Source organism: Sporolactobacillus laevolacticus DSM 442, assembly GCF_000497245.1.
GTDB lineage: Bacteria > Bacillota > Bacilli > Bacillales > Sporolactobacillaceae > Sporolactobacillus > Sporolactobacillus laevolacticus.
The window spans coordinates 112,335-137,079 of the sequence record NZ_AWTC01000013.1 but is presented as its reverse complement, the minus strand read 5'-3'; the positions used below and the strand labels follow the sequence as shown (position 1 = coordinate 137,079).

The window sequence follows — 24,745 nt, the reverse complement described above, 5'->3', positions numbered from 1 at the left end:
ATAACTGGATTTTATAAGGGCCTTTTTTATTGCTGTCAATGGTTATCAAAAAAAAGAACATACAACATTGTGCATAGATTAGCACAAGAACTGTACTCAACCAGTGTAAAAATGTATCCGCTTTCGTTATATGATTATTGAGGGAGGATCAACGAGATGTTGGATCAAAGGGCAGCTCAGTTGTTTCAGACAATCTTAAAGTACAAATTTATTACGATGAAACAGTTGGAAAGCATTACAGGAATGAGCAGAAGGATGATCCAGTATGACCTTCAGAAAATAAACGATTGGCTCGATGACCATCAACTAGCGCCGATAAGAAATCGAAGGGGCTATGGGTTGGTCGTTGATGGGAAGATTAACACAATCAAAATCGATGGAATGAAGACTGTATTGAATCAAGGCTACGATCTCTCAGAGGAGGAAAGACTATGCGTTATTTACCTGCTCATATTCATTCAGAATGACTATTTACCTCTTCAGCAGTTTATAAGCACGCTTCGTTTAAGCAGGAACACAATGATCGAGCTAATCAAACGTGCCGGCAGCCACTCCATGTATCGCGAAGTTTCTATTAATTATGACCGAAGAAGAGGGTATTTTTTATCTGGGAGTGAATGGGAAATTCGTAATCTTGCCAGAGAATGTGTTTCAAAGATTTATCATTTAGCGTCCGGAATGGAGCTGCTGGCGCAATTATATAATTCAAATCAACATGGTAAGAAATTTTTCGAAGTTTTTATCGATATTCATCAAAAACTGACTCAGATTGAAGATACACATCAAATTAAGTATGTTGAAGACAATGCCAAAGAGTTGGCGGCCTATCTCGTGTTTCTTCTTTTTCGAATCAACGCCTGTACAAAATCAGATTTTCCAAGGCATATCATTCATTATTATGTCCAACATCTTTGCATTGAAAAGACTCAAGCTTCAGAGATTTCCAAGATGTTTATACGGTTGCTAGGAGTAGCCAGTGATCAAGATGAACATGTCTATTTCACCACATTGTTTCTTGGTCTGCAATTAAAAGAAGATCATCTTATGCGGCAATCCTTACCCGAAGAGCGGGAAAAATTAGATGAGATCGCCAATCAAATGATTCGTCGTTTTGAACAGTTAAGCTCTATTCCGTTAAAAAATCGTGATTTTTTTAAGAAAAATCTAATGATGCATTTGGAACCTTGTTATTATCGACTGATTTTCGATACCCCAGTCTATAATCCTTACCTCAAATCAATTAAAAAAGAATATTTGGATCTATTTTTCATTGTTAGGTATTGCCTGAAAAATATGGAAAAATTGATCCACAAGACCATCTCGGATGATGAAATTGGTTTTTTAACCTTGCATTTTGCATCAATTCTAAAAGATGAGGGTGTTTCAGTAGGAAAGAAAAGTGCCTTGATTGTCTGCCCTAAAGGGATTGGCATATCAAATATGCTGAAACAGCAGTTGATGGATTTGTTTCCGGATATGGACTGGGCGCCGGTTGTTTCTGTTAAGGAATTCTCCCAAATAGATGAGGCAGCTATTGATCTCATTTTTTCAACGGTGCCGCTAAAAACCAGCAAGTCATTGTTTGTTGTTAAGCCAATCCTTTCAGACATGAACAAAGTAAAGTTGCTGGAACGTGTCAATGCGGAAACAAAAGGACTTCCCATTCACTTTCAAATTGAAAAAATCATTCAGGTAGTTAAAAATTTTGCGGAGATACGTGATGAGGTAGGTCTGTATGAAGCGATAGGCAATGTATTAATTTCAACTGTTACTGGTATATACCAAGGAGTGAGTCCGATGCTCAATGATTTGCTTTTTAAGGATGAAATACAGTTTAAGGATCATGTGAATGATTGGAAAGAGGCTATTCAAGTAGCAGCTCAACCACTGCTTGATCGCGACTTTATCCAGCCAAGTTATGTGAATGCAATGATTGAGACAGTAGAAAATGTGGGACCGTATATTGTGATTACTCCGCATGTTGCGATTCCGCATGCACGGCCAGAAAGAGGAGTTAATCAGTTGGGCATGAGCTTGCTTCACTTAGCTCATCCGGTCGAATTTGTAGAGGGTAATCTGGAGACATCAGCTAGCATTATCATTGTACTGGCAGCCGTTGACAATAAAACCCATCTAAAAGCTTTAAGACAACTCACAGAACTGCTCGGTGATGATGAGAACATTGATGAGATGATAAGGGCGTCCTCAGTTGAGGAAATTTCACAGATCATAGAAAAATATAGCCATTAGGAGGAAGTCATCATGATTAAAATTGTAACCGTTTGCGGGAATGGGATTGGAAGCAGTTTAATGCTGAAAATGAAAATTGAGGAAATTTGCGAAGAACAAGGTATTGCGGCCCAGGTAGAGTCTTCAGATTTTAATGCGGCTTTAGGTAAAGACTGTGATTTGCTCGTGACTGTTAAGGAACTTGCCTCGCAGCTTGAAGGGGGCAAACGCCGGGTTGCAGTCATCCGCAGTTACATTAACAAGAAAAAGATAACTGCAGACATTTTACCGGTTTTACAGGAATTGAATCAACACTAACAGAGGGGTGTTAACCATGATCCAAGAAATTCTTAATTTTTTTCAGAGCGTTATCTCCCAGCCAGCGTTGTTACTCGGTCTTATGTCTATGGTCGGTCTGCTTGCGCTTAAGAGTCCTGCACATAAAATATTGACCGGCACATTGGGGCCTATTTTTGGTTATCTGATGTTGAGCGCCGGTGCGACGTTCATTGTTTCAAGTCTTGATCCACTTGGGAAAATGATCAATCATGGGTTCCATATAAGAGGCGTTGTCCCAAACAATGAAGCTATCGTTGCTGTTGCGCAAAAGGTACTTGGCGTGAATACAATGCTCATTCTGGTTCTTGGTTTGCTACTAAATCTGTTTTTTGCTCGAGTTACCAAATATAAATATGTCTTTCTCACCGGTCATCATAGCTTTTATATGGCTTGCTTGCTTTCAGCAGTACTTAGCGCAACCGGTATCAATAGCTTCATGATTGTATTGTGCGGTGGCATATTGCTCGGTGCATGGAGTGCGATTTCACCAGCAATCGGACAACGCTATACATTAAAAGTGACCGATGGTGATGAGATTGCGATGGGGCATTTCGGCAGTCTGGGCTATTACTTGTCATCCTGGATCGGATCAAAGGTTGGAGATCCGGAAAAAAGTACTGAAAAACTAGAAATTCCGGAAAAATGGGGTTTTTTACGGAACACTACAATAGCTACAGCTATAACGATGGTCTTCTTCTATTTGGTAGCTGCAATTGCTGCCGGTCCAAAATATATAGAGACCATTTCAAACGGACAGTCGCCATTTATTTTTGCAATTATTAATGGATTAAACTTTGCGGTTGGTGTGGCGGTCGTCTATGCAGGAGTCCGAATGATTCTTGCCGATCTTATTCCTGCATTTCAGGGGATTGCTAAAAAAGTAATTCCAAATGCTGTTCCGGCAGTGGACTGTGCCGTATTCTTCACCTACGGACAGACAGCAGTCATCATTGGCTTTGTCTGCAGCTTTATTGGCGGTGTGATCGGTATGCTGCTGCTTGGTGTCTTTGGCGGTGTCCTGATTGTTCCCGGACTTGTTCCTCATTTCTTTTGCGGGGCAACTGCCGGAATCTTCGGAAATGCGACGGGAGGACGAAGAGGGGCCATTGCCGGTTCCTTTGTCTACGGCTTATTGCTTGCTTTCCTGCCTGCCGCGTTGCTTCCGGTACTCGGGGGTCTCGGCTTTGCAAACACTACATTCGGAGATCTCGATTTCACTCTGATTGGCATTTTGCTTGGGCAAAGCAACAGCCTTCTAGGTAGCATAGCGGTATATGCAATTGTGATTATTGCGCTCTTGGCACTTTTTATTCCAAACTTAGTTAAAACCAAGACACACGCATTAAATAACTATTACGATGAAGATGAGAATTCAGGTCAGAGTGTTTAATAAAGAGTAGTAACTGTTGTGAAAAAAATCTAGAAAACAATCTGCCAGCAGAAAAATTGTCGGCAGATTGTTTTTGTTTAAGAAAAAATTCGTGTGGTATGGATAACACACCAATGGATGTTAAAGGACGGTTGATGGATATAATACGCAGTATCATAATAAGAAACTTTATTGTAATCAGATTACTTCTCTGTTGCCATGACCTGATACCGAAGAACTGTTCTCCGCTTATCAACTTCAATTTTTCGAGGATCTGACAGATAGATCTCCCGATGTGTATTAGATATTCTCTTATACCTATTTTCCACACAAAAGTTAGACATTATTTCAAAGCTCGCTGGCTCGTCATCATAACTTCCCTTATGAAGCATCTGACAGCATAAACCTTCACTTATTGAGACGAATCTTGCTACATCCAGAAAAGGATTGGGCTTTTTCTTTTTTGTTTCGGATAAAAACCGATCAAATAAATCAGCCGTCAGAAAGTCAGGCTGACGGATCATCAATTGATACTTTAAATTACTTTTAACAGTAGGTGGCAAGGTTTTATCCACCAGATCCCAAATTCCCTCAAGCGGAAAAACGGTGTAATGATAATAGCTTCTGGGAACATCTTTACTTTTATAGGACATTCTCACCGCATAACTGAGAGCGTAAATGGCGGCTGTGGCTTGAGCAAATGCTTCACAATTGGGATCACCATTACCTTCAATCAAAATAAAATTGATCGTAGGTATGTTTATAAGTACCGGTTGTTGCTTGGGCACATATAAATCCTTGAAGTTCTTCTTGTAATCCACTTTATCCATATGCACATTCCTCCACATTATTTAGCAGGATGAACTTTTCTTTCACTTATTGTGACGTTTTCAGTATAGAACTGATAATATGGCAACTATCTGTCATATTATAAATATTTTTTCAAGCCTTCTTCAAATTTTCTTTTTATGATGTCACGAATATGTATTGGCGCTAATACCTCGGCATGACAACCATATGACAGGATATAGTCGTAAACCCACTCATTCTCAGGAAAAGTCACCGTAACAGTAAAACACCCATCTTCATGTTTCTGAATACATGTTGGATCAAACTCGTCATAGACTCTGTAAGCAATCTTTTTATCAAATTTTATAACAAGTGTGACGTCCCTAGCATGTTTGGATTGAAAGTTATGCCAAATATCGCCAGAAATTTCTCTTTCAAAGGTTTCATTCAATGGAGTGAGATCCTTCATTCGAGTAATCTTGAAAAGCCTCAAATCCTTTTTCAGTCGGCAATAACCATAGAGATACCAACTCTGTCCTTTAAAAAGAATCTTTAGAGGTTCAACCGTCCTCTCAGTCTTTTCGCCGTACGAACTATAATAGTCAAAAGTCACAGGCGTTTGATTCAAAATAGCTATTTTTAACGAAGTAAATTTTTGACGTTCATTGTTACTGCTGCCCCAGTGAGAAAAATCAATATCTATCCAATTTGTGCTTTGTTTGCTGAAAAGAGTTTTTAATTTATTGAGCAATGGATCTACATCAGGAACATCCAAAGAACTAAGGCTTTGCAGGCTCATCAATACTTCATCCTGCTCCTGATCGGAAAGAAGAGATTTATCCAATACAAAATTTTCAAGGAGACTAACTCCTCCGTTTTTTCCTTTGCTTGTATATATTGGTATTCCAGACGCTGATAGCGTATCTATGTCACGATATATTGTCCGCACAGAAACTTCAAAATACGAAGCTAACTCTTTCGCGGTTACTTTCTTTTTATTGAGCAAAATATAGACAGTTGTAAATAATCTGCTGATTTGCATGAAACATCACCCAAAGTTATTATATATCATTAATTTTGAGGGTGTGGATTAGGTTTTATAATCTTAAATAGAAGACGGATACGGCGTGGCAATTTAATTACTAACCTACTGAATAATCAGCTAACCTGCTGATTAAATCGTTAACTTATTGAATCAGTAAGCTAAGAATGAAGGAGAAGAACTAATCGTACCTAGGCGCACCAAATCAGCTGAGCGCAATGAACTGATCATCAACCGCTCCGAGTTAGGGAACAACGGCACTGAATCAAGACGAATACTTTCGTACTCATGCATCTTATTATTGCGCAGTACGTTCCAATTACGTAAACCAAAAAAAGAGTCGGGGTTTTCTACAAATTAAAAAAAGATCAGGCGTTTGCCCGATCCTTTTTTACCCTCTATATGCGACACAGGAAATTTCCAATTTCGCTTGCTTTGGCAGGGCGGCAACTTGAAAAGCGCAGCGTGCCGGCAAGATTTCGCCTGTGAAATGAGTCGAGTAAATGGTGTTGACGGTCGCAAAATCATTAATATCTGCGAGATAAACGGTTGCACTCACGACATCTGAAAAATCAAGACCAGCTTCGTTTAATACGGCTTTCAGATTGAGAAAGACGCGTTCAGCCTGAGCTTCAATACCGCCTTCAACGATTTCTCCGGTTGCCGGATCCAGGGGGATCTGTCCGGATGCGAACAGAAAGTCGCCTGCAGCAACAGCCTGGGAATAAGGGCCGACTGCCTTAGGCGCAGCGTTTGTTGCGATTTGCTTTTTCATTCAATCAATCCTCCAAATCTATGTATGGCGGCACATGCGCAATCTACAAAGATAATCACGCAACAAACCGCAAATGAATAGTATCTATTATTTTACCATAGTGAGAGAGTATTCATGACCATCAAGCTGCTGATCTCTATTCTTTTTAAGATAGCCCATGATTCCATTTCGGAATATCCTTGTAACGTGTCTATTTACGAGCGCGTCCGAATGGCAAAAGCGTCAAGAATAATTCTCGCCATAACTTGAAGCGGAAGACGCGACCGCACCTCATAGTCGGGGAAATAAGAAATTTTTGATTTGTAGCCGACAAGCGCAAGCTCAGAAAGCGCATAGAGCGGACTTTCTCGGTTTGCAGTCAGTGTGACTGTGCTGACGCCATTCGCCTTGCAATTTTTTGCAGCCTTTACCAGTTCTTCTGTGCTTCCGTTCAAGGATATGAAAATGACCAGATCCTTCTTATCAATACGCTGGCTGATCGTTTTTATAATATTGGGGTCATCATGCATCTCGCAATACTTTCCGGCAAGCTGGAATTTAACGGTCATCTCTTTGGCGATCAGCTCTGAAAACCCTCGGGCGAACAGAACGATTTTGCGTGAATAAATGATTTTTTGCAGCACATCCTCGATAGTGCCTCGGTCTAGCATCTGTATGGTTTTGCTCACTTCATGTTCATTTTTCAAGATTACTTCTTTGATCTTGTTATCTACTTGTTCAACAATTGAAAATTCAGGCGCGAGCTGATGCTCATCTTTTAACCGAATTTTGAAGGATGTAAACCCGTCATAGCCTAATTTTTTCATCGTGCGGACGATGGTCGCCGTCGACACATTCGCATTCTGGCTTAATCGAACGATTGATATTTCCGGCATCTCGCTTAAGTGGTCTTGTATATAACTCAGCAAATATTTTTCACTGTCACTTAACGTATCGAAATAGTGATTAACACGTTCAAAAAAAGAAAAGTCCATACAATCCTCCATTTTGAAAACCTTTACATTAAGTATAGCCTTTTCCGAAAACATTTTCATCGAAAAACATGGCAAAATAGAAGAGTAGAGAAGACAGAAGTGAAAGTGAGGGAAGCTACATGATCTATACATGCACGATGAATCCAGCTATTGATCTATTTACTGAATTTGAAAACTTTGAACCGCATGTGGTCAATCGGAGTATTTTCGAAGACTATCAGGCAAACGGAAAAACAATAAATATCTCTTTTATGCTGAAAAAAATGGGCATAGACAGCGTGGCGACTGGTTTCTTGGGCGGATTCACTGGGAGGTATATACAAGAAGAACTCGAACGGACTGGCATTGCCACCGACTTTGTCAGCGTTGACGGCATTACCCGTATCAATACATTTATCAAAGCGGGATTGCGAGAGTTTAAGGCGGTAAATCGCGGACCTGAAATCAGCATGGAGGCACAGGAGAAACTGATAAAAAAAATCGGAACGCTATCTTCGAAGGATATGCTATTTGTTTCGGGAAGCTTGCCAAGAGGCGTAGATGATGCGATTTTAAAGAAAATCTCCGAATTATCAAAGCAGATTGGTTTCGATCTGGTTCTGGATGTCAGTTCGGATACGTTGATCAGTTGTCTGGTCGATGAACCCTATCTTATTAAGCCTAGTGATGAGGAATTAGCTGCCTGGTTAGATGTCGATCCGGCAACCTTCGATGATGAAGAACAGCTGATTGCGGCCGCAGACCAATTGCTGCATAAAGGAGCGCAGCGTCTGCTCGTATCTCGAGGAGAAAAAGGGACGATGTACGCTGATGGAAAGCGCGTGCTGTTCACAACAGCGCCAAAGGGGCAAGTGGTGAACACCGCTTGTGCCGGTGATACACTACTCGCGACCTTCGTTGGTTCGCTTATTCAGGGAGAGACGCTTGAAGATGCCTTAATTTATGCGACGGCAGCGGGTTCATCGACGGCCTTTACCGCAGGATTGAGTGATTTGAAAGATGTTCCGGAATTGATGAAACAAATTAAATTAACGATCAATGTGAAGGGGGCAAGAAAATCATGACAAAAATCATTGCGGCGACAGGATGCCCAACGGGTATTGCGCATACGTTCATGGCTAAGAAAGCACTTGAAGATGCAGCAAAGGCAAAAGGTATTGAAATAAAAGTGGAAGCGCATGGACAATCCGGTATTGAAAATGGCTTGACACCAAAAGAAATTGCAGAGGCGGATGGCGTGATCATTGCAGCTGACAAGGATGTTGATGAGGATCGCTTTGCAGGTAAGCGTGTGATCAAGGTTTCGGTAACAAAAGGAATTAAAGAGCCGGAAAAATTGATTGAAGAAATTGTAAACGGTTCCGTTCCTCTGTTTAAAAGCGGACAGGCTCCAAGCGGAGGCAGTACGGACGTAGGTGTTGAAAAGGAATCATTTGTTCATAAGCTCTATGTTTATTTGATGAACGGCGTTTCCCATATGCTTCCCGTGGTTGTTGCGGGCGGTGTACTGCTTGCTATTTCATTTATGTTTGGGATTAATTCGGCCGACCCGAAAAGCAATGAGTACAATGTGTTCGCGGCTAATCTAAATGCGATCGGCAAAGTAGGCCTTGGATTAATGGTGCCGATTCTGTCCGCATACATCGCTCAGGCGATTGGCAAACGATCAGGTCTCGTAATTGGATTTATCACCGGTATGATCGCTTTCACAAACGGAACCGGCTTCCTTGGGGGTATTGTCAGCGGCTTCTTATCCGGATATTTGATCTTGTTGCTTGAATACGGTTTGAAGGGATTGCCGAAACAACTGGATGGTCTGAAATCTATTTTTCTTCTTCCGGTGCTAGGCGGGTTAATCGGCGGCTATCTGATGATTCTCCTTTCCTCGCCAATGACAGCAATTAATGAAGGTATGATGCATTTCTTAAGCAATATGCAGAATCAAAGTCCCCTAGTGCTTGGACTGATCATCGGCATCATGTGTGCGTTTGACATGGGCGGCCCGGTGAACAAAGCAGCCTATGTGACTGGGGTGGCATTGCTTGGCCAAGGCAACTTTTACTTTATGGCTGGTGTTTCAGCAGCTTGCATCGCACCACCAATCGCAACCGGATTTGCGGTGTTGTTCGCTGGGAAATATTTTCAAAAGGAAGAGCGGAATGCTGGTTATGTCAACTTTCTGCTTGGCTCCACTCATATTACTGAAGGTGCGATTCCATTTGCGGCGAAGAGTCCGTTTACAGTCATTCCGTCACTGATGGTCGGTTCGTCAATCGCAGCGATTCTGACCTACTATATGAAGGTGCAGGTGCCTGCACCGCACGGCGGGTTCATCGTGCTGCCGATTGTCACTCATCCGCTTCTTTGGGTGCTCGCCATCCTCGCAGGCGCACTTGTGTCCGGTTATCTGATTGGTCTGGATCAGAAGCATCGTTTTATTAAGAATCAGAATGCACGACTCGCAGCTGAAGCGGAAGTTCAAAGCGGAAAAGCAGCTCGCGAAGAATCAGCACCAACCGTCCAGCAGACAGGCTTGCTGAAAAAAGAAAACATCTATTTCGAAAAAGATATTAACACCAAGGATAAACTGTTTCAGTTTATAGCTGAGAATACCTACAAAAATGGCGTGATTGAAGATCGTGCCAAACTGATTGAAGCTTTTCAAAAGCGAGAAGAACAAGGATCAACAGGCATGGAAGGTGGATTTGCTATTCCTCATGCGCAATCCGATACGATCTTGGAGGCCACCATGCTGGTCGTCAAACTGGCCGATCCGATTTCAGATTGGCAAACGTTCGATCAAAAACCGGTATCTTTCGTGATCGCGTTCTTGATTCCGCCAAAGGGAAGCGAAGCTCATTTACACTATCTGTCAGATACGGCGGCGAAGCTGGTGAACAAAAATACAGTTAATCAATTGATCGATGCTGAAAATGCAGATCTGATTTATGATCTTCTCGGTTGAATGCTCTTATGTACCCCTAAGGTGTGTCATGCATCTGGGGTTATTTTTTTATGTACCCTTCCAACCCACCATTTTGTATGCACCCTCCTACTTAATAGATGTAGGAGGTGATCAAGATGGCAAACAGCACAATCACAGCATCCGTTTTCGTCATGAATTTGGATGGCGGCCTGGATGAGAAAGGTGAGCAAATTCTGCTCGCAAAATCATTCAGAAACATTAAGCCGGCAGCCTCATACGATGGCCTGCTGGCAGTGGCGCAGCAATTGGCCCCGTTGCAGAAACATGCGCTGCTTTCTATTGAGCGCAACGACACAGCTGAAATTACCGGCTGATCAAACAATTATTATGTAGAAAGGAGGTTCTGATTCATGAAAAAACTGAATCTCGTGTTTCTGAACAGTGAAGGGAAAAGTGTAACGCTCTCCTTAAATGACCCGGTTGAACCGGCGGATCCTGCTGCAATTAAGAATGCAATGAGTGCCATCATCGCGCAAAATGTGTTTGTGACCACTGGCGGTGAATTGACTCAAATTAAATCGGCTCGGATCTCGGAAAATAACACAACACCGATTGAATTGGCTGAATAACTGCATTGATTAAAACCGGGCCGGAGAGAATGAGGACAACCTTTCTCTTCGGCCTTTGTATGTTATCTGTAATGAAGGGAGGTTTTCTCATGGAGGTATGGTTTTCCATGGTTAAGGATGTGGGTTTTCCGGCTGTTGTTACCTTCTTCCTCTTGTATCGTATCGAAGGCAAGCTGGATGAATTGATTCAGTCGGTGCGCACACTGCCATTGGATCAATCTGACGTCCAGATCGAAGAACCGCTGAAGAAACAAGCATAACCGTAAAGCATCCCATCTGCTCTCGATGAAGCAGGTGGGTGCTTTTTTTCTATGAACTTGGCGCTAAGTTTCAATTGATTTGTTTACTTAATCTTCCGTTCCCATGATAAAATGAAGGACAAACAGAAACACCAAGATTGGATGGAAAATCTCGTGAATAACGAACTCGAAAAGAACGTCGCACCATGTGCGTTTAAAGAAAAGGTATCAATGCTGGTTTCAAAGTCCAAAATTGCGCAGAAAACGGAACAGATCGTTGTCGTTGTCGCTGATGGAAACCGAGCAAAAATTACACTTTTGGAAAAGGCAGAACAGGATTGGCCGGTACGTTTAATCACAGATGGTTTCGTTGGGGCAAATGGTGTTGGACCGACACGTGAAGGTTTGCAGACGACACCCTACGGCGCTTATCCGCTCGGTTTCGCATTTGGCACGGAAAACCCCGGAACGGCACTCACTTACCGTGCCATCACACCTCAATCATGGTGGGTAGAGGATGGGGAAGATCCGCAGTACAACACATGGCAGGAAGGCGACCACTTCAATGAACCGAGCGAGCATATGGCCGATTATCCTGAACTGTACCGATATGGTATTGTCATCAACTACAATATGGAACGAATACCTTATGCAGGATCAGGATTCTTCGTGCATTGCTCTGGTGTCGGTCCGACGGCGGGGTGCGTCTCACTGCCAACAGAGTACATGAAACGACTCATGCAGCTGCTTCGTCCCGGTGCCTATATTATCAACATAAATGAGTTGAATGAGATCAAAAGTTTCTAAATGGCATGTTTCTGAAAAAGAGTTCATTAAAATTCATCTGATACAGTTTTGTCACGTCAGTTGCGGCAAAACTGTATTTAGTTTGTGTTGTTTTTGTGAACAAACGGTCACTATAATAAAAATGTAGAGCGAAAGGATGTAAGGATATCGCTAAAATGAAAGCGCTTAATCAAAAGGCGGTCCTTTTTGATCTTTCCCTTCAAGATAGAAAAACGGTTCCGAACCGAAGAAAGTGATTTTTAAGAGGAGGAGAAATTATGTCAGGTGGTACAGGTATTAAACTCAAGGTACAAAAGTTCGGGAACGCGCTTAGTTCAATGATTCTTCCAAACATCGGCGCATTCCTCGCATGGGGACTGATCACGGCCTTATTCATTCCAACCGGGTGGTTACCAAATAAGGCACTGGCAGAACTTGTCGGGCCTACAGTTACCTATTTGCTACCCATATTAATAGGGTATACCGGAGGCAAAATTGTTTATGGCCACCGTGGAGGTCTAGTTGGAGCGATTGCGACTTCCGGTGTCATTATCGGAGCCAATATTCCCATGTTCCTTGGTGCGATGATCATGGGTCCTCTTGGCGGTTATCTGATTAAGAAGTTTGATAAAATCATTGAAGGAAAAATAAAAACGGGATTTGAAATGCTCGTCGATAATTTTTCTGCAGGAATTCTTGGTGCTTTACTATCAATCGGGGCATTTTTAGGTGTGAGTCCAGTAGTGGATTTGGTCAGTGCTGGATTGGCGTCTGGTGTGGAATGGCTTGTCCACGCCGGTCTCCTACCCCTTGCCAGCCTGTTTATTGAACCCGGCAAAGTGCTGTTTTTAAATAACGCGATTAATCATGGTGTATTGACACCAATCGGAATTGAGCAAGCAAGACAATATGGCAAATCCGTACTTTTCTTGCTTGAAGCGAACCCTGGACCGGGCATGGGCGTCCTGCTTGCCTACTGCTTTTTTGGAAAAGGAAACGCCAAGAAAACAGCACCAGGTGCAGCGATCATCCATTTCTTTGGTGGGATTCATGAAATCTATTTTCCATACATCTTAATGAAACCGTTTTTATTTGTAGCAACGATTCTTGGTGGGATGAGTGGTGTATTCACGTTAGTTGCTTTGAAAGGCGGACTTGTCGGACCTGCATCACCTGGCAGCATTCTTGCGGTGCTAGCTGTGACGCCAAAATCATTTAGCGGATTTGCAGCGAATATCGCAGATGTACTTGTTTCTCTGACTGTTTCTTTCGTGATTTCAAGCTTGATTCTTAAAACTGACAAAGCGGGAAATGAGGATCTGGATGAAGCAACGAGAAAAATGGAGAGCATGAAAGGCAAACAGAGCCGCATTTCCAGTGTCCTAACCGAAGCGCAAAGTTTCGATCCCAAAGCAATCAAGAAAATCATTTTCGCTTGTGACGCGGGCATGGGTTCCAGCGCAATGGGTGCTTCATTATTGAGAAAGAAGGTTAAGGCGGCTGGATTAGCTATTGATGTCACCAATATCGCGGTAAGTTCGATTCCAAGCGATGCACAGATTGTGGTTACACAATCCGAGTTAACGCCACGGGCGAGAGACAAAGCCCCGAACGCCTATCATGTGTCCGTCGACAATTTTCTGAGCAGTCCGGCTTATGATCTTTTAATCAACCAATTGAAAAATAGTGTGAAGGTTGAAGTGGAAGATCACAGCAACCGTGAAGAAGCATTTGAAGATGAGGGCGTGCTGAGAGACGAGAATATTTTTATCAGTCGATCATTTGCCAGCAAAGAAGAGGTGATTCGTTTTGCAGGTCAGGCACTGGTCGATGGCGGGTATGTTCTGCCTTCCTATATTGACGGCATGATTGAGCGTGATAAAGAAATGTCAACGTATATGGGAAATGAGATTGCGATCCCTCATGGAACAGAAAATGTGAAAAAAGAAGTGCTTGCTTCCGGCGTCGTGATTATTCAGATTCCTGATGGTGTTGATTTTGACGGAAATAAGGTACGGCTTGTTTTTGGGATAGCCGGAAAGAATAACGGCCATTTGGCGCTGCTTTCAAAAATCGCCGTTGTTTGTGCCGAGATTGGAAATGTAGAAAAATTGGTGCAGGCAAAATCAGCGCAAGACATTAAAGCAGTGATCAATGGCGCAATCGCTCAAAATGCTTGATATATAGAAACAGTTCAAAAAAGAGGACAAAAAGGGCCGAGAAGGTCAAGGAAACGCCGTTTCAAGCACCGGAGCGTATGTAAAGAATACGTGAGGAGCGGAGAAACAAGTTGACGTAGAGATTCGACAGAAATTTTTTCCGGATTTTTTGAATCTCCTCTTAGGCCAAATATTGAGTAATCCTTCAACACCTGTGCTAAGGTGAAGAAAAAAGGCGGATGAATCCTATGTTCATGACCAATCGTGAAAAAACCATACTAGAACTGCTGCTCAAAACGAGCGGCAGGCACTCATCCTTGTCCATCGCGACATATCTTCAGGTCAGTGTCCGTACGGTTCACCGCGACTTAAAAAATGTAGAGAAGATCTTAGAACCGTTGGGTTTACACATGATTCAAAGTGAAGATAAGAGTCTCCACATACAGGGGCCTGATAAGGCAATTTTTAAGTTGGCACAGGAATTAACCAAAATCGAGCCCGTGGATTTACCTGCTAAGGAAAGAAAACTGCTCCTTTTTCTAAAATTGTTTCATTCGGGTGAACCCTTGAAGACGGGCCCATTGGCCAAGGCACTCAATATTTCAGCCACAACGCTTAGCGGCTATTTAGATGAACTGGACGATTGGATTCAAGATTTTAATCTGACAATCAATCGAAAACGGGGCGTTGGTATCAACATGATCGGTACGGAGCGCTCAAAAAGAAAGGCATTAGGCAACTTTTATCTGTTCTACTTCAATGAAGATTTAATTGCTGCTATTTTTCAAATCAATCATTCAGTGCTGGAAAACAGCCAACTTGTTCTTCATTATTTCAAAGCTCGCTATTTGTCTGAGATTGAACGTGCGATGAAAAAGAACATCGGAAACCTGTACGCTGAACTTGCAGACAGTGATTATATCAGTTTTATGATTCAAGTTTGTATCGCACTTCAGCGTTATGAATCGGGATGGTCGCTGAACGCTGATTCAGAACATGATGCTGAGCGCACCGAAAAAATAGAAGCGTTACCGTTTATTGAAAAGATCTGTGCCACTCTAACTGAACAATTGTCTGTTGAACTGCCGGAACGAGAAAAGGCATTTTTAGCAACGATTTTAAAAGGGTCACGTCTGCAAAGTGCTGAATCTATTTATTTTGATCAAGTGATAACGGGTAAAGCGATCAAGAAATTGATTCAGCATGTGTCACAGCAGCTGAACATTGATCTGACCAGCGATTTTTCACTTTTTCAGGGTTTGATGGCACATCTTGAACCTTCGCTGTTCCGGATTAGAAAAGATTTGCGATCATTCAATCCGTTGACTCAGCAAATCAAAGATCAATTTCCTATATTGTTTGAGATTACGGAAAAATGCCTAAATCAAGTTTTCGGGCAGATCCGTTTTCCAGATGATGAGATTGCGTACATTGTCCTGCATTTCGGTTCTGCACTTGAACAAAGAAAACAAAGCAGATCTGTCCGCGCATTGATTGTCTGTCCGACAGGCATCGGCGCATCGAAAATGCTAGCCGCTCGGCTGAGAAAAGAAATGCCTGAGCTCTACTCTGTCTCTGTCGCGTCAATTCATGATATGGGACAGATGAATCTGAAAGATTATGACGTGATCCTGTCAACGGTCCATTTGCCCAAACAGATCATTCCCTGCTTATTTGTCAATCCACTTTTAAGCAAGGAAGATATTGAGGCGATCCATCAAGTCTCGCAACAACTGTCAAAGAATGCAACAGGGCTGAATGTGTTGCCGGTGACCGCCCAAAAGGAGAGTAAAGAAGCTCCGAACCGTAACCTATGGAGCTTAATGGGTGATATTGACCATGCTCAAACAGCAATCAGGGAAATCATGCAGCATTTCTCAGTGATTCCAATCCGTCATGCGGACAGAATGGAGACTGTGGTTCGCCAATTGACAGAGTGTGTGTATGACGAATCGCTTATTTCAAATCCCGAGGCGGTCTGTCAAAAATTGTTGGAACGTGAGCAGATGGCAGGTCTTGCCATTCCGGGAACGACGATGGCACTGTTTCATTGTCGTGATCAATCGGTGCGAAACCTTTGCTTTAAAGTTGCCCATTCAGATCAGCCTTTTGACTTGGCAGCGATGGACGGTAGCAAGCTTCCAGTCAGCAACTTTTTGTTAATGCTTGCGCCAGACAACCTGCATCCGATTGAACAGGAAGTCATCAGCACAATCAGTTCAGCGCTGGTAGAGGATCGAGAGAGTACACTTGTTTTTGCTTCGGCAAACGAAGCGATGATTCGTGCAAAGTTGGAAGCGATTTTTTATCGGTTTTTAATTCATAAATTTTAAAAAAAGGACTGAGAATTATGAATGAAGTCGTACATTTTGGTGCAGGAAACATTGGAAGAGGATTCATCGGTGCATTGTTCGCGGAAACCGGCTACCATGTCACGTTTGTGGATATCGCCGAACCAATCATTGACGCGCTGAACGAAAAGAAAAGCTATGTGGTGAGAACAGCTGCGGAAAATCAGGAGACTATTGCCATTCACAATGTGTCGGGAATTAATAGTAAAAAGAATCCTGAAGAAGTCATTGATGCGATTGGCAAGGCTGTGTACGTGACGACAGCGATCGGGCCAAAGGTACTGCCTTTTATTGCACCGCTGATCGCAAAGGGGATCGCCGAACGACTGAAAACGTCGGATCAGAAACTCTATGTCATCGCCTGTGAAAATCAAATTAACGCGACGGATCTATTAAAAAAAGAAATTTTGAAAGCGCTTGATAAATCTGTTGTAAGTCAGCTGGATGGCAGAGTCTATTTCTTGAACTCTGCGGTTGATCGGATCGTACCGCTTCAACATAATGATGAACTTCTGGATGTGCTTGTGGAGGATTATCATGAATGGATCGTTGAAAGCGACCAACAACTACCTGGAGTGAAAGGTATGCAGATTGTGCCGGATCTCGCACCTTATATCGAAAGAAAGCTGTTCACCGTCAACACCGGTCATGCGACGACCGCTTATCTCGGTTATCAAGCAGGAAAAGAGAAGATTCATGAAGCGCTTCGTGATCCGGAAATCTATCAGGATGTGAAAGCAACAATTGAGGAGACCGGCGCTTACCTAATCAAGCAATATGGGTTCAAACCAGAGGTCCATGAACAATACATCGAAAAAATTTTGCACCGATTCCAGAATCCGAAACTGAACGATGATGTGATCCGCGTGGGGCGTTCGCCGCTTCGTAAGCTCGGACCGGAAGATCGGCTGGTAAAACCAGCGCGAGAAGCTGAGAAGCTTGGCTTGTCCTTCGCTCATCTAGCAAAGGTGATCGCAGCGGCCCTTCGCTTTGATGTTACCGAAGATGCGGAAGCAGTGAAACTGCAGCAGCAGTTAAAGGAAAAAGGTGTGCTCGCCGTCCTGCAGAACGTAAGCGGCCTTGATGCCGATGATCCGATCACGCAGGAAGCCGTGCATCAGTATGAACAAAGTCATTTATTGAAAAAATAAGAGGCGCACATTGAAGCATCCATCATTTGGTGGATGCTTTTTTGCAAGAAAAGAAAGTATAAAATTTGGGGCTTAGTCACTAGGATGCTCCGCGTTACTTCGCCATGATTTAGGTTCAAACACGTAAGTGCGAAACTCCTGCGGGAATCGCGAGCCAAGTGAGACCCCGCAGATTACTGCTTGTTTGAGGAGGCTCACGGATCGCCCGCGGTCGCACCAGTTGATGCCAGCAACTGANCCCCGCAGATTACTGCTTGTTTGAGGAGGCTCACGGATCGCCCGCGGTCGCACCAGTTGATGCCAGCAACTGAAGTGTCGTCGAAGCATAAGTTTGTTGAATTAAAGCCGCATAAAAAGCGATAGTCAAAGACCGGGCTTGCCCGGTTTTCTTATGATTAAAAACGGTTAGACTGACCCCGATAAAAGTTAGACCGAAACTTTAAAATGTTAGGCAACAGCGATAGAACTCGGGTATCTGACAAGATAGGTGAAAAAATCATTTTTCTTCAATTAAAATTTTCCACATACTTGCGCTTGGCATTTTCGTTGATTATCGTTATCTTAAATTAAGAACTCGGAAACGAACTGAACTAAAAATTGGATATGCACGAACAATCATAAAAGTAATGTAAGAAAAAGAGGATGCAAAATGAAAACCGTTCATGTAAAAGGTATTGAATTTGGTGCGGGGATACCCAAAATCGCAGTTCCCATCGTTGGTTCAAGCCTGAACGCTTTACTTGGCGAACTTGTGGCAATCAAAAATCTTCCTGTTGATTTGGTGGAGTGGAGAGCGGATTATTATGGAAATGAATGCAACCCGCAGGAATTAGCAGATGCTGCCGCTGTTATTCGTGATCGAATCCCCGGCCTTCCGTTTCTTTTCACTTTCCGAAACAAGCGGGAAGGCGGGCAGAAGGACATCTCGCGGAGCGCCTATGAAACATTGAATAAGACATTAATTCAAAGAGGCGCTATTGATCTTGTTGATGTAGAGTTGTCGATAGGGGAAGAGCGGGCAGCTTCGACGATCGAAACTGCCCATACCCATGGAGTAAAAGTCATCATGTCCAGCCACGACTTCCAAAAAACACCGAGTTCAGCGACAATCATTAAGAGATTACAGAAGATGCAGGAACTGAATGCAGATATGACGAAAATCGCGGTGACGCCAACCGCTAGTTCGGATGTGCTCACGTTACTTCAAGCTACTGATCAGATGAAAACAATTTATGCGGATCGGCCATTTATCACGATGTCTATGTCAGGAACGGGCGTAATTAGTCGATTAATGGGTGAATTATTTGGCTCAGCTCTAACCTTTGGTTCTGCGAAAGAAGCAAGTGCGCCTGGCCAGATTGATGCCCGCCATTTGAATGAGTTGTTGCACTTCTTTCATTCACAAATTTCTCAAGAGTAATCGTTAAACAAATAATGTAATTCGATTAATTCCACCGTTGGACAATCAAGCGAACGTTTATCAGCTGTGTATCTGTGGTGAAAGAGCTTCGCTTTTAACATCGATTCGGGTTGTCTGCAGGAATACGACAAGGACAATGATGATCATCGTTAAAGATAAGCTAACTTGACCCTCCCCAAATGCGAGACCACCGAGACTGTGGGGTTTTGATAGCCAGTCTGAAAATGAGGCACCTACCGGCCGAGTCATGATGTAAGCAAACCAAAAGGAGAATATAGCACTCTTCTTAAACCTCCAATAGTAAAGAGCTGGTACAGCAAGCAAGACTGCGAATAATATCCCAGACGAGAAGTAACCCAGGTGCAAGGTGGTCGCGGTCATGTCTCCGGAAGCGGTGCCGAGAGCGAACGTTCCCAATACGGTGATCCAGTAAAACGCTTCGCGATGAACAGTGTAGATGCTGTGTATGGAGAGCGTTCTCTCAATCTTGTACCAAGTGATAAAGATAATCGCTAGAGCACCTGAAAAGAATAAAGTTGAAACAGTGTATGGGATGCCCAATACGACGTGGACTACATCGGCAGCCATTGTACCGAAGATGCTAACCATGACAACGACGAGCCAGTAAATCCACGCTACATAACGTTTCACCATGAACTGTAATACCATTGCAGCTACAAGACCAACTCCACCGAGTGCAACTGCGATGATCGGATTGATCTGTTTGACCAGATAATCGGAAAATACCTCACCCATTCCAGTGGTCAGTAACTTGGCAATCCAAAAGTAGGCTGTGATTTCCGGCACTTTGGAAAATATACTCTGCTCATGAGGTAAAGTTGTAGCTAATCGATTCATTGATTTATTCTCCCGTCTCATAAAAGGTGAACCTGACAAGTGTTTTTGCTATGTAGTACCTAGTTAATCGTACTTTTTATTTGTCTTGTGTCCGTAATTATGGAAAACATTAACGCATACCAAATTGACGGTTTTGAATTAAAAGGCAATAAAGAAGAGGCTGTCCCAAAAGCCTCTGAAAAAGAGTAAGCGGAGAGAAATGATTCGAATTTTCTCTCCGCTTACTCTTTTTTTATCAATCAAGGTGGACTTTTTACCCTTCTTTTTATGGCCTGAGTGCCCATCTTAACTTAGTTTTTAAATCTTTTTTGACGAAATTAACAATTCATGCTTTTGAATTTTCTTCTTCAGTTGAGGATTATCCGCAATCAACAACATAAAAATAGCTTCAATCGCAGTGACGGCGGATACTCTGGAAAAGAAATATTCTGACATAAAAATAGTGCCTCTGCTCGCCGTAACCATATTATAGTCAGACAGCGCGGCAATAGGGGAACTATTATTATTCGTAAGCGCTATGACCTTTACATGATTCTTTTTAGCAACGTCGATTAATTGAATTAACTGTCGGGATTCTCCTGAGTTAGATATGACGATCACCACATCTGAATCCGTTAAGTTTAACGCCTGACCCATCGCAACTTCCCAAGAAGAAGCGGTAAACGCCAGCCTCCCAATCTGATTAAACTTAAAACAAGCATCAAGTGCTACAGGAAATGTATTGCCTTCAGCCATGATTTGAAGTAACCGGGCATCTTTAATGACTTGAATGATTTCCTTGATTTGTGTAGTGTCAAGGCCCTCTAAGGTTGCTTGAATCTCATCTGTTTTATCGTTCATTAATTTGTCTAATGTTTTATCATCACTATTCAGGAAATTACTATTTTGAGACTCAACATTAACTAATGAACTCTGTGCTAATATGACTTTTAAATGATGAAACCCATCCAAATCGATTCTTTTACAGAAACGTGATATGGATGCTTCGCTCACATCCGCTCGATTTGCCAGTTGTGAAATGGTTGCATTAATCACAAACTGAGGATCGTTGATCATCAAATCAACTATTTTTTTCTCGGATTTAGAAAACTTGCCCAAACTTGAATAGATGCGATTTACAAATTCTTTAGTATTGGATTCCATCCTGTACTTCCCTTTTAAATATCTGTACGATCAAACGGGTACTTCATTCCCCACTGGTTCCGTACGTTTGTCAATATGTCCATGATATCTACGGATAATGCAAACTCGCCGTCATCATGGCCCTGTTCAATATATCTTTGCATATCCTGAACTTCGTATCGCAAAGCAAGAGATTCGTCTCCCGCAGTCAGCACTTCATGTGTTTCTGTATGTGCGTCTTCGGTATAGGTTATAGAAGCTTTGGTGGCTCGCGGATAATTAGATATTTCAATATATCCTTTCGTGCCTGAAATAACCCCACGTTTAGGTTGCTTAGCGCGCATGGACAAGGCCATAACCGCTAATTGATCATCAAGATTTTTTAAGAGGATTCCTGATTGTTCATCTACCCCCGTTTCAAAATATTTAACGGTTGTCAGAACATTTACTGGCTGCGACTTCAAGAATGAACGTGCAAAGGCTGTGGCATAACCGCCGATATCTAATAATGCACCACCAGCTAAATCCTTATTAAAGAAGCGATTTTTGGCATCGTAGTCTTTTAAACTGCCGAAATTAACTTGAACCAAATTAATATCGCCAAGTTTTCCAGAATTGATCAGCTGCTTTACTTTTTTATACAGCGGCATGTGTAATAACGTTAGGCCTTCGGTCACAATCAATCCTTTTTCATCAGCCAGTTGCTTGACATGATTTAATTGTTGAGAATTAACGGTTATGGCTTTCTCAGCGAAAACATGTTTGTCTGCCTGTAGGGCCTTTATAATATAACCATAGTGAAAATTGTGCGGCGTTGCAATATACACAATATCTACATTGGGATCTTTAAGTAAATCATCTGGGTTAGAGAACGTGCGCTGAATATTTTTCTCTTTACTAAATGCCTGTAAGGCTGCTTCATTCACATCGGCTACGGCATAAATTTCTCCATTAACACTATTTAATGCATCCGCCATTTCATGTGCAATCCATCCAGTACCAATCATACCCCAATTATACTTTGTCATTTCTTTCATCCTCTCACGAATTAATATTTTTTTGATTCTGCGAAAAAAATTTAAGTGGATAATTCTGTAAAGAGTGAATGACTGAAAACCTCATCTTCTCGCACTCTAAAAAAATGAAAATTATTTTAATGTTTTTTATGTCTTTGAAACTAATTTCAATATAATTATTCAAACCTTATTTGTCAATAGAAATGAACCCAAAAAAACAGTATTTGTTTTTAGGTGGAAAACGTTTGCAAAAACAAAGGGGAAAATCACTGTGGGTTCGGTCGGAAAGAGGAGGCACATCAGGAGAAATCAGAGCCGGTAAATGGGGGAATATGCTAAATTTTTTTCCATGAACAAGTAGGGGGATCATTAAGTCATAAAAAAACGGCTGAACCTAAGAAGGTACAACCGTTGACACTATTCATCTGCTATTCTATGAATCAACAACGATTAATCTGCGGACAGTGCATCAATTGGGTTAAGCCGTGAAGCTCGTCTTGCCGGTAAAAGCGCGGCAATAAATGAGATCACAAGAGCGATGATCACGGTTGAGATGATGTTTGCTGCTGAAATCTGAACGATGTTGAATTTGACGATTTTATAGAGTATGTGATTGAGCAGCGAGCTGAAGCCATAAGCCAATAGGAGCGCGAGCGCTGCTGAGAACAAGCCGATCAGAATCGACTCGGCTGTAAACAGTCGGCGAATGTCCTTCTTGCGCTCACCAAGTGCGCGAAGAATGCCGATTTCTTTTGTCCGCTCAGCTACCGACATATACATGGTCACGATAATCATGAGCGCGGAAACCACGAGCGAAATGCCGGCGATCGCTGAAAGGACAATTGCAGCGATTTGGACGTACTGGTTGATTGTATCCAAAATGTCACCAACCGTAATCGCTCCATAGGTGTATTTATTGTTATCTTTTAGATTTTGGATTTTTTTGGCTACTTGTTTGACATAAATGGAATTCGTCACATTAACAGAGACATAATTCGCCTTTGTTACACCATTTTTCTTTTCGATTAGCTGACGCATCGTGTGATAGTTGGTTGCTGCCGCCAGTGCCTGTGCATTGTCGGAAAAGCCGACAACCTTAAGCTTTCCGGTAATTTGAATCGGTTGGTTTTTCTTATTGATCCATTGCATCGTCAGTTGGACGGTTTTGCCTTGTAGCTTTTTGTAGTTCTTGGCACTGGTCAGCGCGATTGCCTGATTTTTATTAATGACAATTTCATTGTCTCCGGGCTTGTGACCGGTTTTAATTGTGTTATCAGAAAAGGCTTTGGTCCATGTTTGGATGCCTGAACCACTTGAATTCTTCTTATTATAGGACACGGTATACGTGCTTAGCTGATAGCCGGGTTCTACCTTGTTGACATGCTTTAAATCACGTAGGTGGTCAATCTGATCGTCTGTGAGCAGTAACTTGGACGGGTCATTGGCAAACTGCTGCATGGACTGCTGTAACTCGGTGCTGCTCATTTTTTTACCGGTAGGGTTCTTGAACACCGTGACAGAATTGGGGTTGACCATTGAATTGATTTGATTCTCGATGAAGGCATTAACTCCATTGCCAAGGCCGCTAAAGAGAAGTACGGCAAAAAGGCCGATTGCTGTTCCAAGCATAATGAGTGAATTGCGCCAGAAAGTAAAGGTGAGGTGCTTGAACGCATTTTTGTAACTTGCGCCAGCAGAAAGAGGCCTTGCTCGGAATTCTGACTGATCTTCTTGAGGGACAGGATAAGCCGGTTTTAGTCGCGTGTCTCCATCGATCTGACCATCTGTTAGATGGACAATCCGAGTTCCGTAGTTTGCTACCTCTTGGGAGTGAGTAACCGTGATGACCAGTTTTCCCTCTGCTGCGATTTGGTCGAGGAGTTTGAGAACCTCCGCAGTGTTTCGAGAGTCTAGAGCGCCGGTTGGTTCATCGGCGATAATGATTTCAGGGTCGCTGGCTAACGCGCGCGCAATGGCCACGCGCTGCTTTTGACCGCCTGAGAGTTGACTTGGTCGTTTTTTTAAGTGATCGCCAAGACCCACTTTTTTGAGTAGTGCGATTGCTCGTTCTTTCCGCTGACTGCCCTTAAGTGTAGTCATGTCTAAAGATACCAAAACATTTTCAACGATGTTTAGATGACTAATTAAATTATACGATTGGTATATATAGCCGATCGTACCGCGACGATAGTTGTCTAGCTGTTTTTCCTTGGTGTGGTCAAGCTGACGGCCGTCAACCTTAACCTGACCGGTAAATTTTCGATCCAATCCGCCGATGATATTCATCAGGGTTGATTTTCCTCCACCTGATTCTCCTAAAATTGAGACAAACTCGCCTCGATCTAGTTGGAGATCAATACCATTCAGGACGGGAAATTCTTCTTTGCCTAAAAAGTACGACTTGTGGATATCATTTAGTTCGAGAAAGGCCATGAGTCTCCTCCTTTATTTATTTTGCACCAAAGTTAAATATAAGAAAACTAAAACAGAAAGTCAACAATGTTTTAGTTTTTTTTTGACAAAACCTTAAATTGTTTTTAAAATAATTGTGACAAAAAATGAGCATAGAAG

At 42.5% G+C, this 24,745-nt stretch carries 21 protein-coding genes; 13 read left to right on the top strand and 8 right to left on the bottom strand.

All coding sequences use genetic code 11. The features are described from left to right. The first annotated feature begins 156 nt into the window (after positions 1-156). From P343_RS31640 to P343_RS31630, 3 genes are read left to right on the top strand one after another with little or no spacing between them, the layout of a single operon-like run. Complete coding sequence (locus P343_RS31640) at positions 157-2,250, top strand: BglG family transcription antiterminator (RefSeq protein ID WP_023510894.1); 2,094 nt, start codon at positions 157-159, stop codon at positions 2,248-2,250. Positions 2,251-2,262: 12 nt separating this feature from the next. Next, a complete protein-coding gene (locus P343_RS31635) occupies positions 2,263-2,547 on the top strand; it encodes a PTS sugar transporter subunit IIB (protein WP_023510893.1) in 285 nt (94 codons plus the stop codon). 16 nt (positions 2,548-2,563) lie between these two features. After that, a complete protein-coding gene (locus P343_RS31630) occupies positions 2,564-3,958 on the top strand; it encodes a PTS ascorbate transporter subunit IIC (RefSeq protein ID WP_023510892.1) in 1,395 nt (464 codons plus the stop codon). A gap of 182 nt (positions 3,959-4,140) precedes the next feature. Here P343_RS31630 and P343_RS31625 read toward each other — a convergent pair whose 3' ends face one another. The 4 genes from P343_RS31625 to P343_RS31610 form a co-directional block, all read right to left on the bottom strand. Continuing rightward, complete coding sequence (locus tag P343_RS31625; RefSeq protein ID WP_023510891.1) at positions 4,141-4,767, bottom strand: GyrI-like domain-containing protein; 627 nt, start codon at positions 4,765-4,767, stop codon at positions 4,141-4,143. 98 nt (positions 4,768-4,865) lie between these two features. Then, positions 4,866-5,768 (bottom strand): helix-turn-helix transcriptional regulator, encoded by a 903-nt coding sequence (locus tag P343_RS31620; protein WP_023510890.1) that lies wholly within the window; start codon positions 5,766-5,768, stop codon positions 4,866-4,868. Between the two features lie 391 nt (positions 5,769-6,159). Continuing rightward, positions 6,160-6,543, bottom strand: coding sequence for a RidA family protein (locus P343_RS31615; protein ID WP_023510889.1), 384 nt, complete (start codon positions 6,541-6,543; stop codon positions 6,160-6,162). 194 nt (positions 6,544-6,737) lie between these two features. Further along, the gene (locus P343_RS31610) at positions 6,738-7,517 is read right to left on the bottom strand and encodes a MurR/RpiR family transcriptional regulator (protein ID WP_023510888.1); all 780 of its coding nucleotides are present in this window, start codon (positions 7,515-7,517) and stop codon (positions 6,738-6,740) included. Between the two features lie 119 nt (positions 7,518-7,636). On the opposite strand from P343_RS31610, the gene pfkB reads away from it, so the two are divergent. The 10 genes from pfkB (at position 7,637) to aroD (ending at position 19,178) form a co-directional block, all read left to right on the top strand. After that, positions 7,637-8,581 carry a 1-phosphofructokinase gene (gene pfkB / locus P343_RS31605; protein ID WP_023510887.1) on the top strand — a complete coding sequence of 315 codons (945 nt, stop codon included), beginning with the start codon at positions 7,637-7,639 and terminating at the stop codon, positions 8,579-8,581. After that, on the top strand, positions 8,578-10,482 hold the full coding sequence (locus P343_RS31600) for a fructose-specific PTS transporter subunit EIIC (RefSeq protein WP_023510886.1): 1,905 nt from the start codon (positions 8,578-8,580) through the stop codon (positions 10,480-10,482). The genes pfkB and P343_RS31600 overlap by 4 nt, the downstream gene beginning before the upstream one ends. Before the next feature lie 116 nt (positions 10,483-10,598). Continuing rightward, positions 10,599-10,817, top strand: coding sequence for a DUF1659 domain-containing protein (locus P343_RS31595; RefSeq protein ID WP_023510885.1), 219 nt, complete (start codon positions 10,599-10,601; stop codon positions 10,815-10,817). 36 nt (positions 10,818-10,853) lie between these two features. After that, positions 10,854-11,072 (top strand): DUF2922 domain-containing protein, encoded by a 219-nt coding sequence (locus tag P343_RS31590; RefSeq protein ID WP_023510884.1) that lies wholly within the window; start codon positions 10,854-10,856, stop codon positions 11,070-11,072. Positions 11,073-11,161: 89 nt separating this feature from the next. Then, a complete protein-coding gene (locus tag P343_RS36810; protein ID WP_023510883.1) occupies positions 11,162-11,332 on the top strand; it encodes a YvrJ family protein in 171 nt (56 codons plus the stop codon). 153 nt (positions 11,333-11,485) lie between these two features. Further along, positions 11,486-12,118 carry a L,D-transpeptidase family protein gene (locus tag P343_RS31585; protein ID WP_152525304.1) on the top strand — a complete coding sequence of 211 codons (633 nt, stop codon included), beginning with the start codon at positions 11,486-11,488 and terminating at the stop codon, positions 12,116-12,118. Between the two features lie 257 nt (positions 12,119-12,375). Next, entirely contained in the window at positions 12,376-14,277 is a 1,902-nt protein-coding gene (locus tag P343_RS31580) for a PTS mannitol transporter subunit IICBA (protein ID WP_023510881.1), read from the top strand. Between the two features lie 227 nt (positions 14,278-14,504). Then, positions 14,505-16,589 (top strand): BglG family transcription antiterminator, encoded by a 2,085-nt coding sequence (locus P343_RS31575; RefSeq protein ID WP_023510880.1) that lies wholly within the window; start codon positions 14,505-14,507, stop codon positions 16,587-16,589. A 17-nt stretch (positions 16,590-16,606) separates the two neighbouring features. Further along, on the top strand, positions 16,607-17,758 hold the full coding sequence (locus tag P343_RS31570; protein WP_023510879.1) for a mannitol-1-phosphate 5-dehydrogenase: 1,152 nt from the start codon (positions 16,607-16,609) through the stop codon (positions 17,756-17,758). 649 nt (positions 17,759-18,407) lie between these two features. Beyond that, positions 18,408-19,178 carry a type I 3-dehydroquinate dehydratase gene (gene aroD, locus P343_RS31565; protein ID WP_023510878.1) on the top strand — a complete coding sequence of 257 codons (771 nt, stop codon included), beginning with the start codon at positions 18,408-18,410 and terminating at the stop codon, positions 19,176-19,178. A gap of 60 nt (positions 19,179-19,238) precedes the next feature. Here the strand turns inward: aroD and P343_RS31560 are convergent, their stop codons facing one another. The 4 genes from P343_RS31560 to P343_RS31545 form a co-directional block, all read right to left on the bottom strand. After that, positions 19,239-20,036, bottom strand: a complete 798-nt coding sequence (locus P343_RS31560; protein WP_023510877.1) for a COG4705 family protein — start codon at positions 20,034-20,036, stop codon at positions 19,239-19,241. A 297-nt stretch (positions 20,037-20,333) separates the two neighbouring features. Continuing rightward, positions 20,334-21,179 carry a MurR/RpiR family transcriptional regulator gene (locus P343_RS31555; RefSeq protein WP_023510876.1) on the bottom strand — a complete coding sequence of 282 codons (846 nt, stop codon included), beginning with the start codon at positions 21,177-21,179 and terminating at the stop codon, positions 20,334-20,336. A 14-nt stretch (positions 21,180-21,193) separates the two neighbouring features. Further along, positions 21,194-22,186, bottom strand: coding sequence for a Gfo/Idh/MocA family protein (locus P343_RS31550; protein ID WP_023510875.1), 993 nt, complete (start codon positions 22,184-22,186; stop codon positions 21,194-21,196). A 438-nt stretch (positions 22,187-22,624) separates the two neighbouring features. After that, the gene (locus P343_RS31545) at positions 22,625-24,607 is read right to left on the bottom strand and encodes an ABC transporter ATP-binding protein/permease (RefSeq protein ID WP_023510874.1); all 1,983 of its coding nucleotides are present in this window, start codon (positions 24,605-24,607) and stop codon (positions 22,625-22,627) included. Between the last annotated feature and the right edge of the window lie 138 nt (positions 24,608-24,745).

Excerpts from the sequence above, each read along its gene's own strand:
- P343_RS31640 (WP_023510894.1), top strand. The coding sequence starts at position 157 with ATGTTGGATCAAAGGGCAGCTCAGTTGTTTCAGACAATCTTAAAGTAC.
- P343_RS31635 (WP_023510893.1), top strand. The coding sequence starts at position 2,263 with ATGATTAAAATTGTAACCGTTTGCGGGAATGGGATTGGAAGCAGTTTA.
- P343_RS31630 (WP_023510892.1), top strand. The coding sequence starts at position 2,564 with ATGATCCAAGAAATTCTTAATTTTTTTCAGAGCGTTATCTCCCAGCCA.
- P343_RS31625 (WP_023510891.1), bottom strand. The coding sequence starts at position 4,767 with ATGGATAAAGTGGATTACAAGAAGAACTTCAAGGATTTATATGTGCCC.
- P343_RS31620 (WP_023510890.1), bottom strand. The coding sequence starts at position 5,768 with ATGCAAATCAGCAGATTATTTACAACTGTCTATATTTTGCTCAATAAA.
- P343_RS31615 (WP_023510889.1), bottom strand. The coding sequence starts at position 6,543 with ATGAAAAAGCAAATCGCAACAAACGCTGCGCCTAAGGCAGTCGGCCCT.
- P343_RS31610 (WP_023510888.1), bottom strand. The coding sequence starts at position 7,517 with ATGGACTTTTCTTTTTTTGAACGTGTTAATCACTATTTCGATACGTTA.
- pfkB (WP_023510887.1), top strand. The coding sequence starts at position 7,637 with ATGATCTATACATGCACGATGAATCCAGCTATTGATCTATTTACTGAA.
- P343_RS31600 (WP_023510886.1), top strand. The coding sequence starts at position 8,578 with ATGACAAAAATCATTGCGGCGACAGGATGCCCAACGGGTATTGCGCAT.
- P343_RS31595 (WP_023510885.1), top strand. The coding sequence starts at position 10,599 with ATGGCAAACAGCACAATCACAGCATCCGTTTTCGTCATGAATTTGGAT.
- P343_RS31590 (WP_023510884.1), top strand. The coding sequence starts at position 10,854 with ATGAAAAAACTGAATCTCGTGTTTCTGAACAGTGAAGGGAAAAGTGTA.
- P343_RS36810 (WP_023510883.1), top strand. The coding sequence starts at position 11,162 with ATGGAGGTATGGTTTTCCATGGTTAAGGATGTGGGTTTTCCGGCTGTT.
- P343_RS31580 (WP_023510881.1), top strand. The coding sequence starts at position 12,376 with ATGTCAGGTGGTACAGGTATTAAACTCAAGGTACAAAAGTTCGGGAAC.
- P343_RS31575 (WP_023510880.1), top strand. The coding sequence starts at position 14,505 with ATGTTCATGACCAATCGTGAAAAAACCATACTAGAACTGCTGCTCAAA.
- P343_RS31570 (WP_023510879.1), top strand. The coding sequence starts at position 16,607 with ATGAATGAAGTCGTACATTTTGGTGCAGGAAACATTGGAAGAGGATTC.
- aroD (WP_023510878.1), top strand. The coding sequence starts at position 18,408 with ATGAAAACCGTTCATGTAAAAGGTATTGAATTTGGTGCGGGGATACCC.
- P343_RS31560 (WP_023510877.1), bottom strand. The coding sequence starts at position 20,036 with ATGAATCGATTAGCTACAACTTTACCTCATGAGCAGAGTATATTTTCC.
- P343_RS31555 (WP_023510876.1), bottom strand. The coding sequence starts at position 21,179 with ATGGAATCCAATACTAAAGAATTTGTAAATCGCATCTATTCAAGTTTG.
- P343_RS31550 (WP_023510875.1), bottom strand. The coding sequence starts at position 22,186 with ATGACAAAGTATAATTGGGGTATGATTGGTACTGGATGGATTGCACAT.
- P343_RS31545 (WP_023510874.1), bottom strand. The coding sequence starts at position 24,607 with ATGGCCTTTCTCGAACTAAATGATATCCACAAGTCGTACTTTTTAGGC.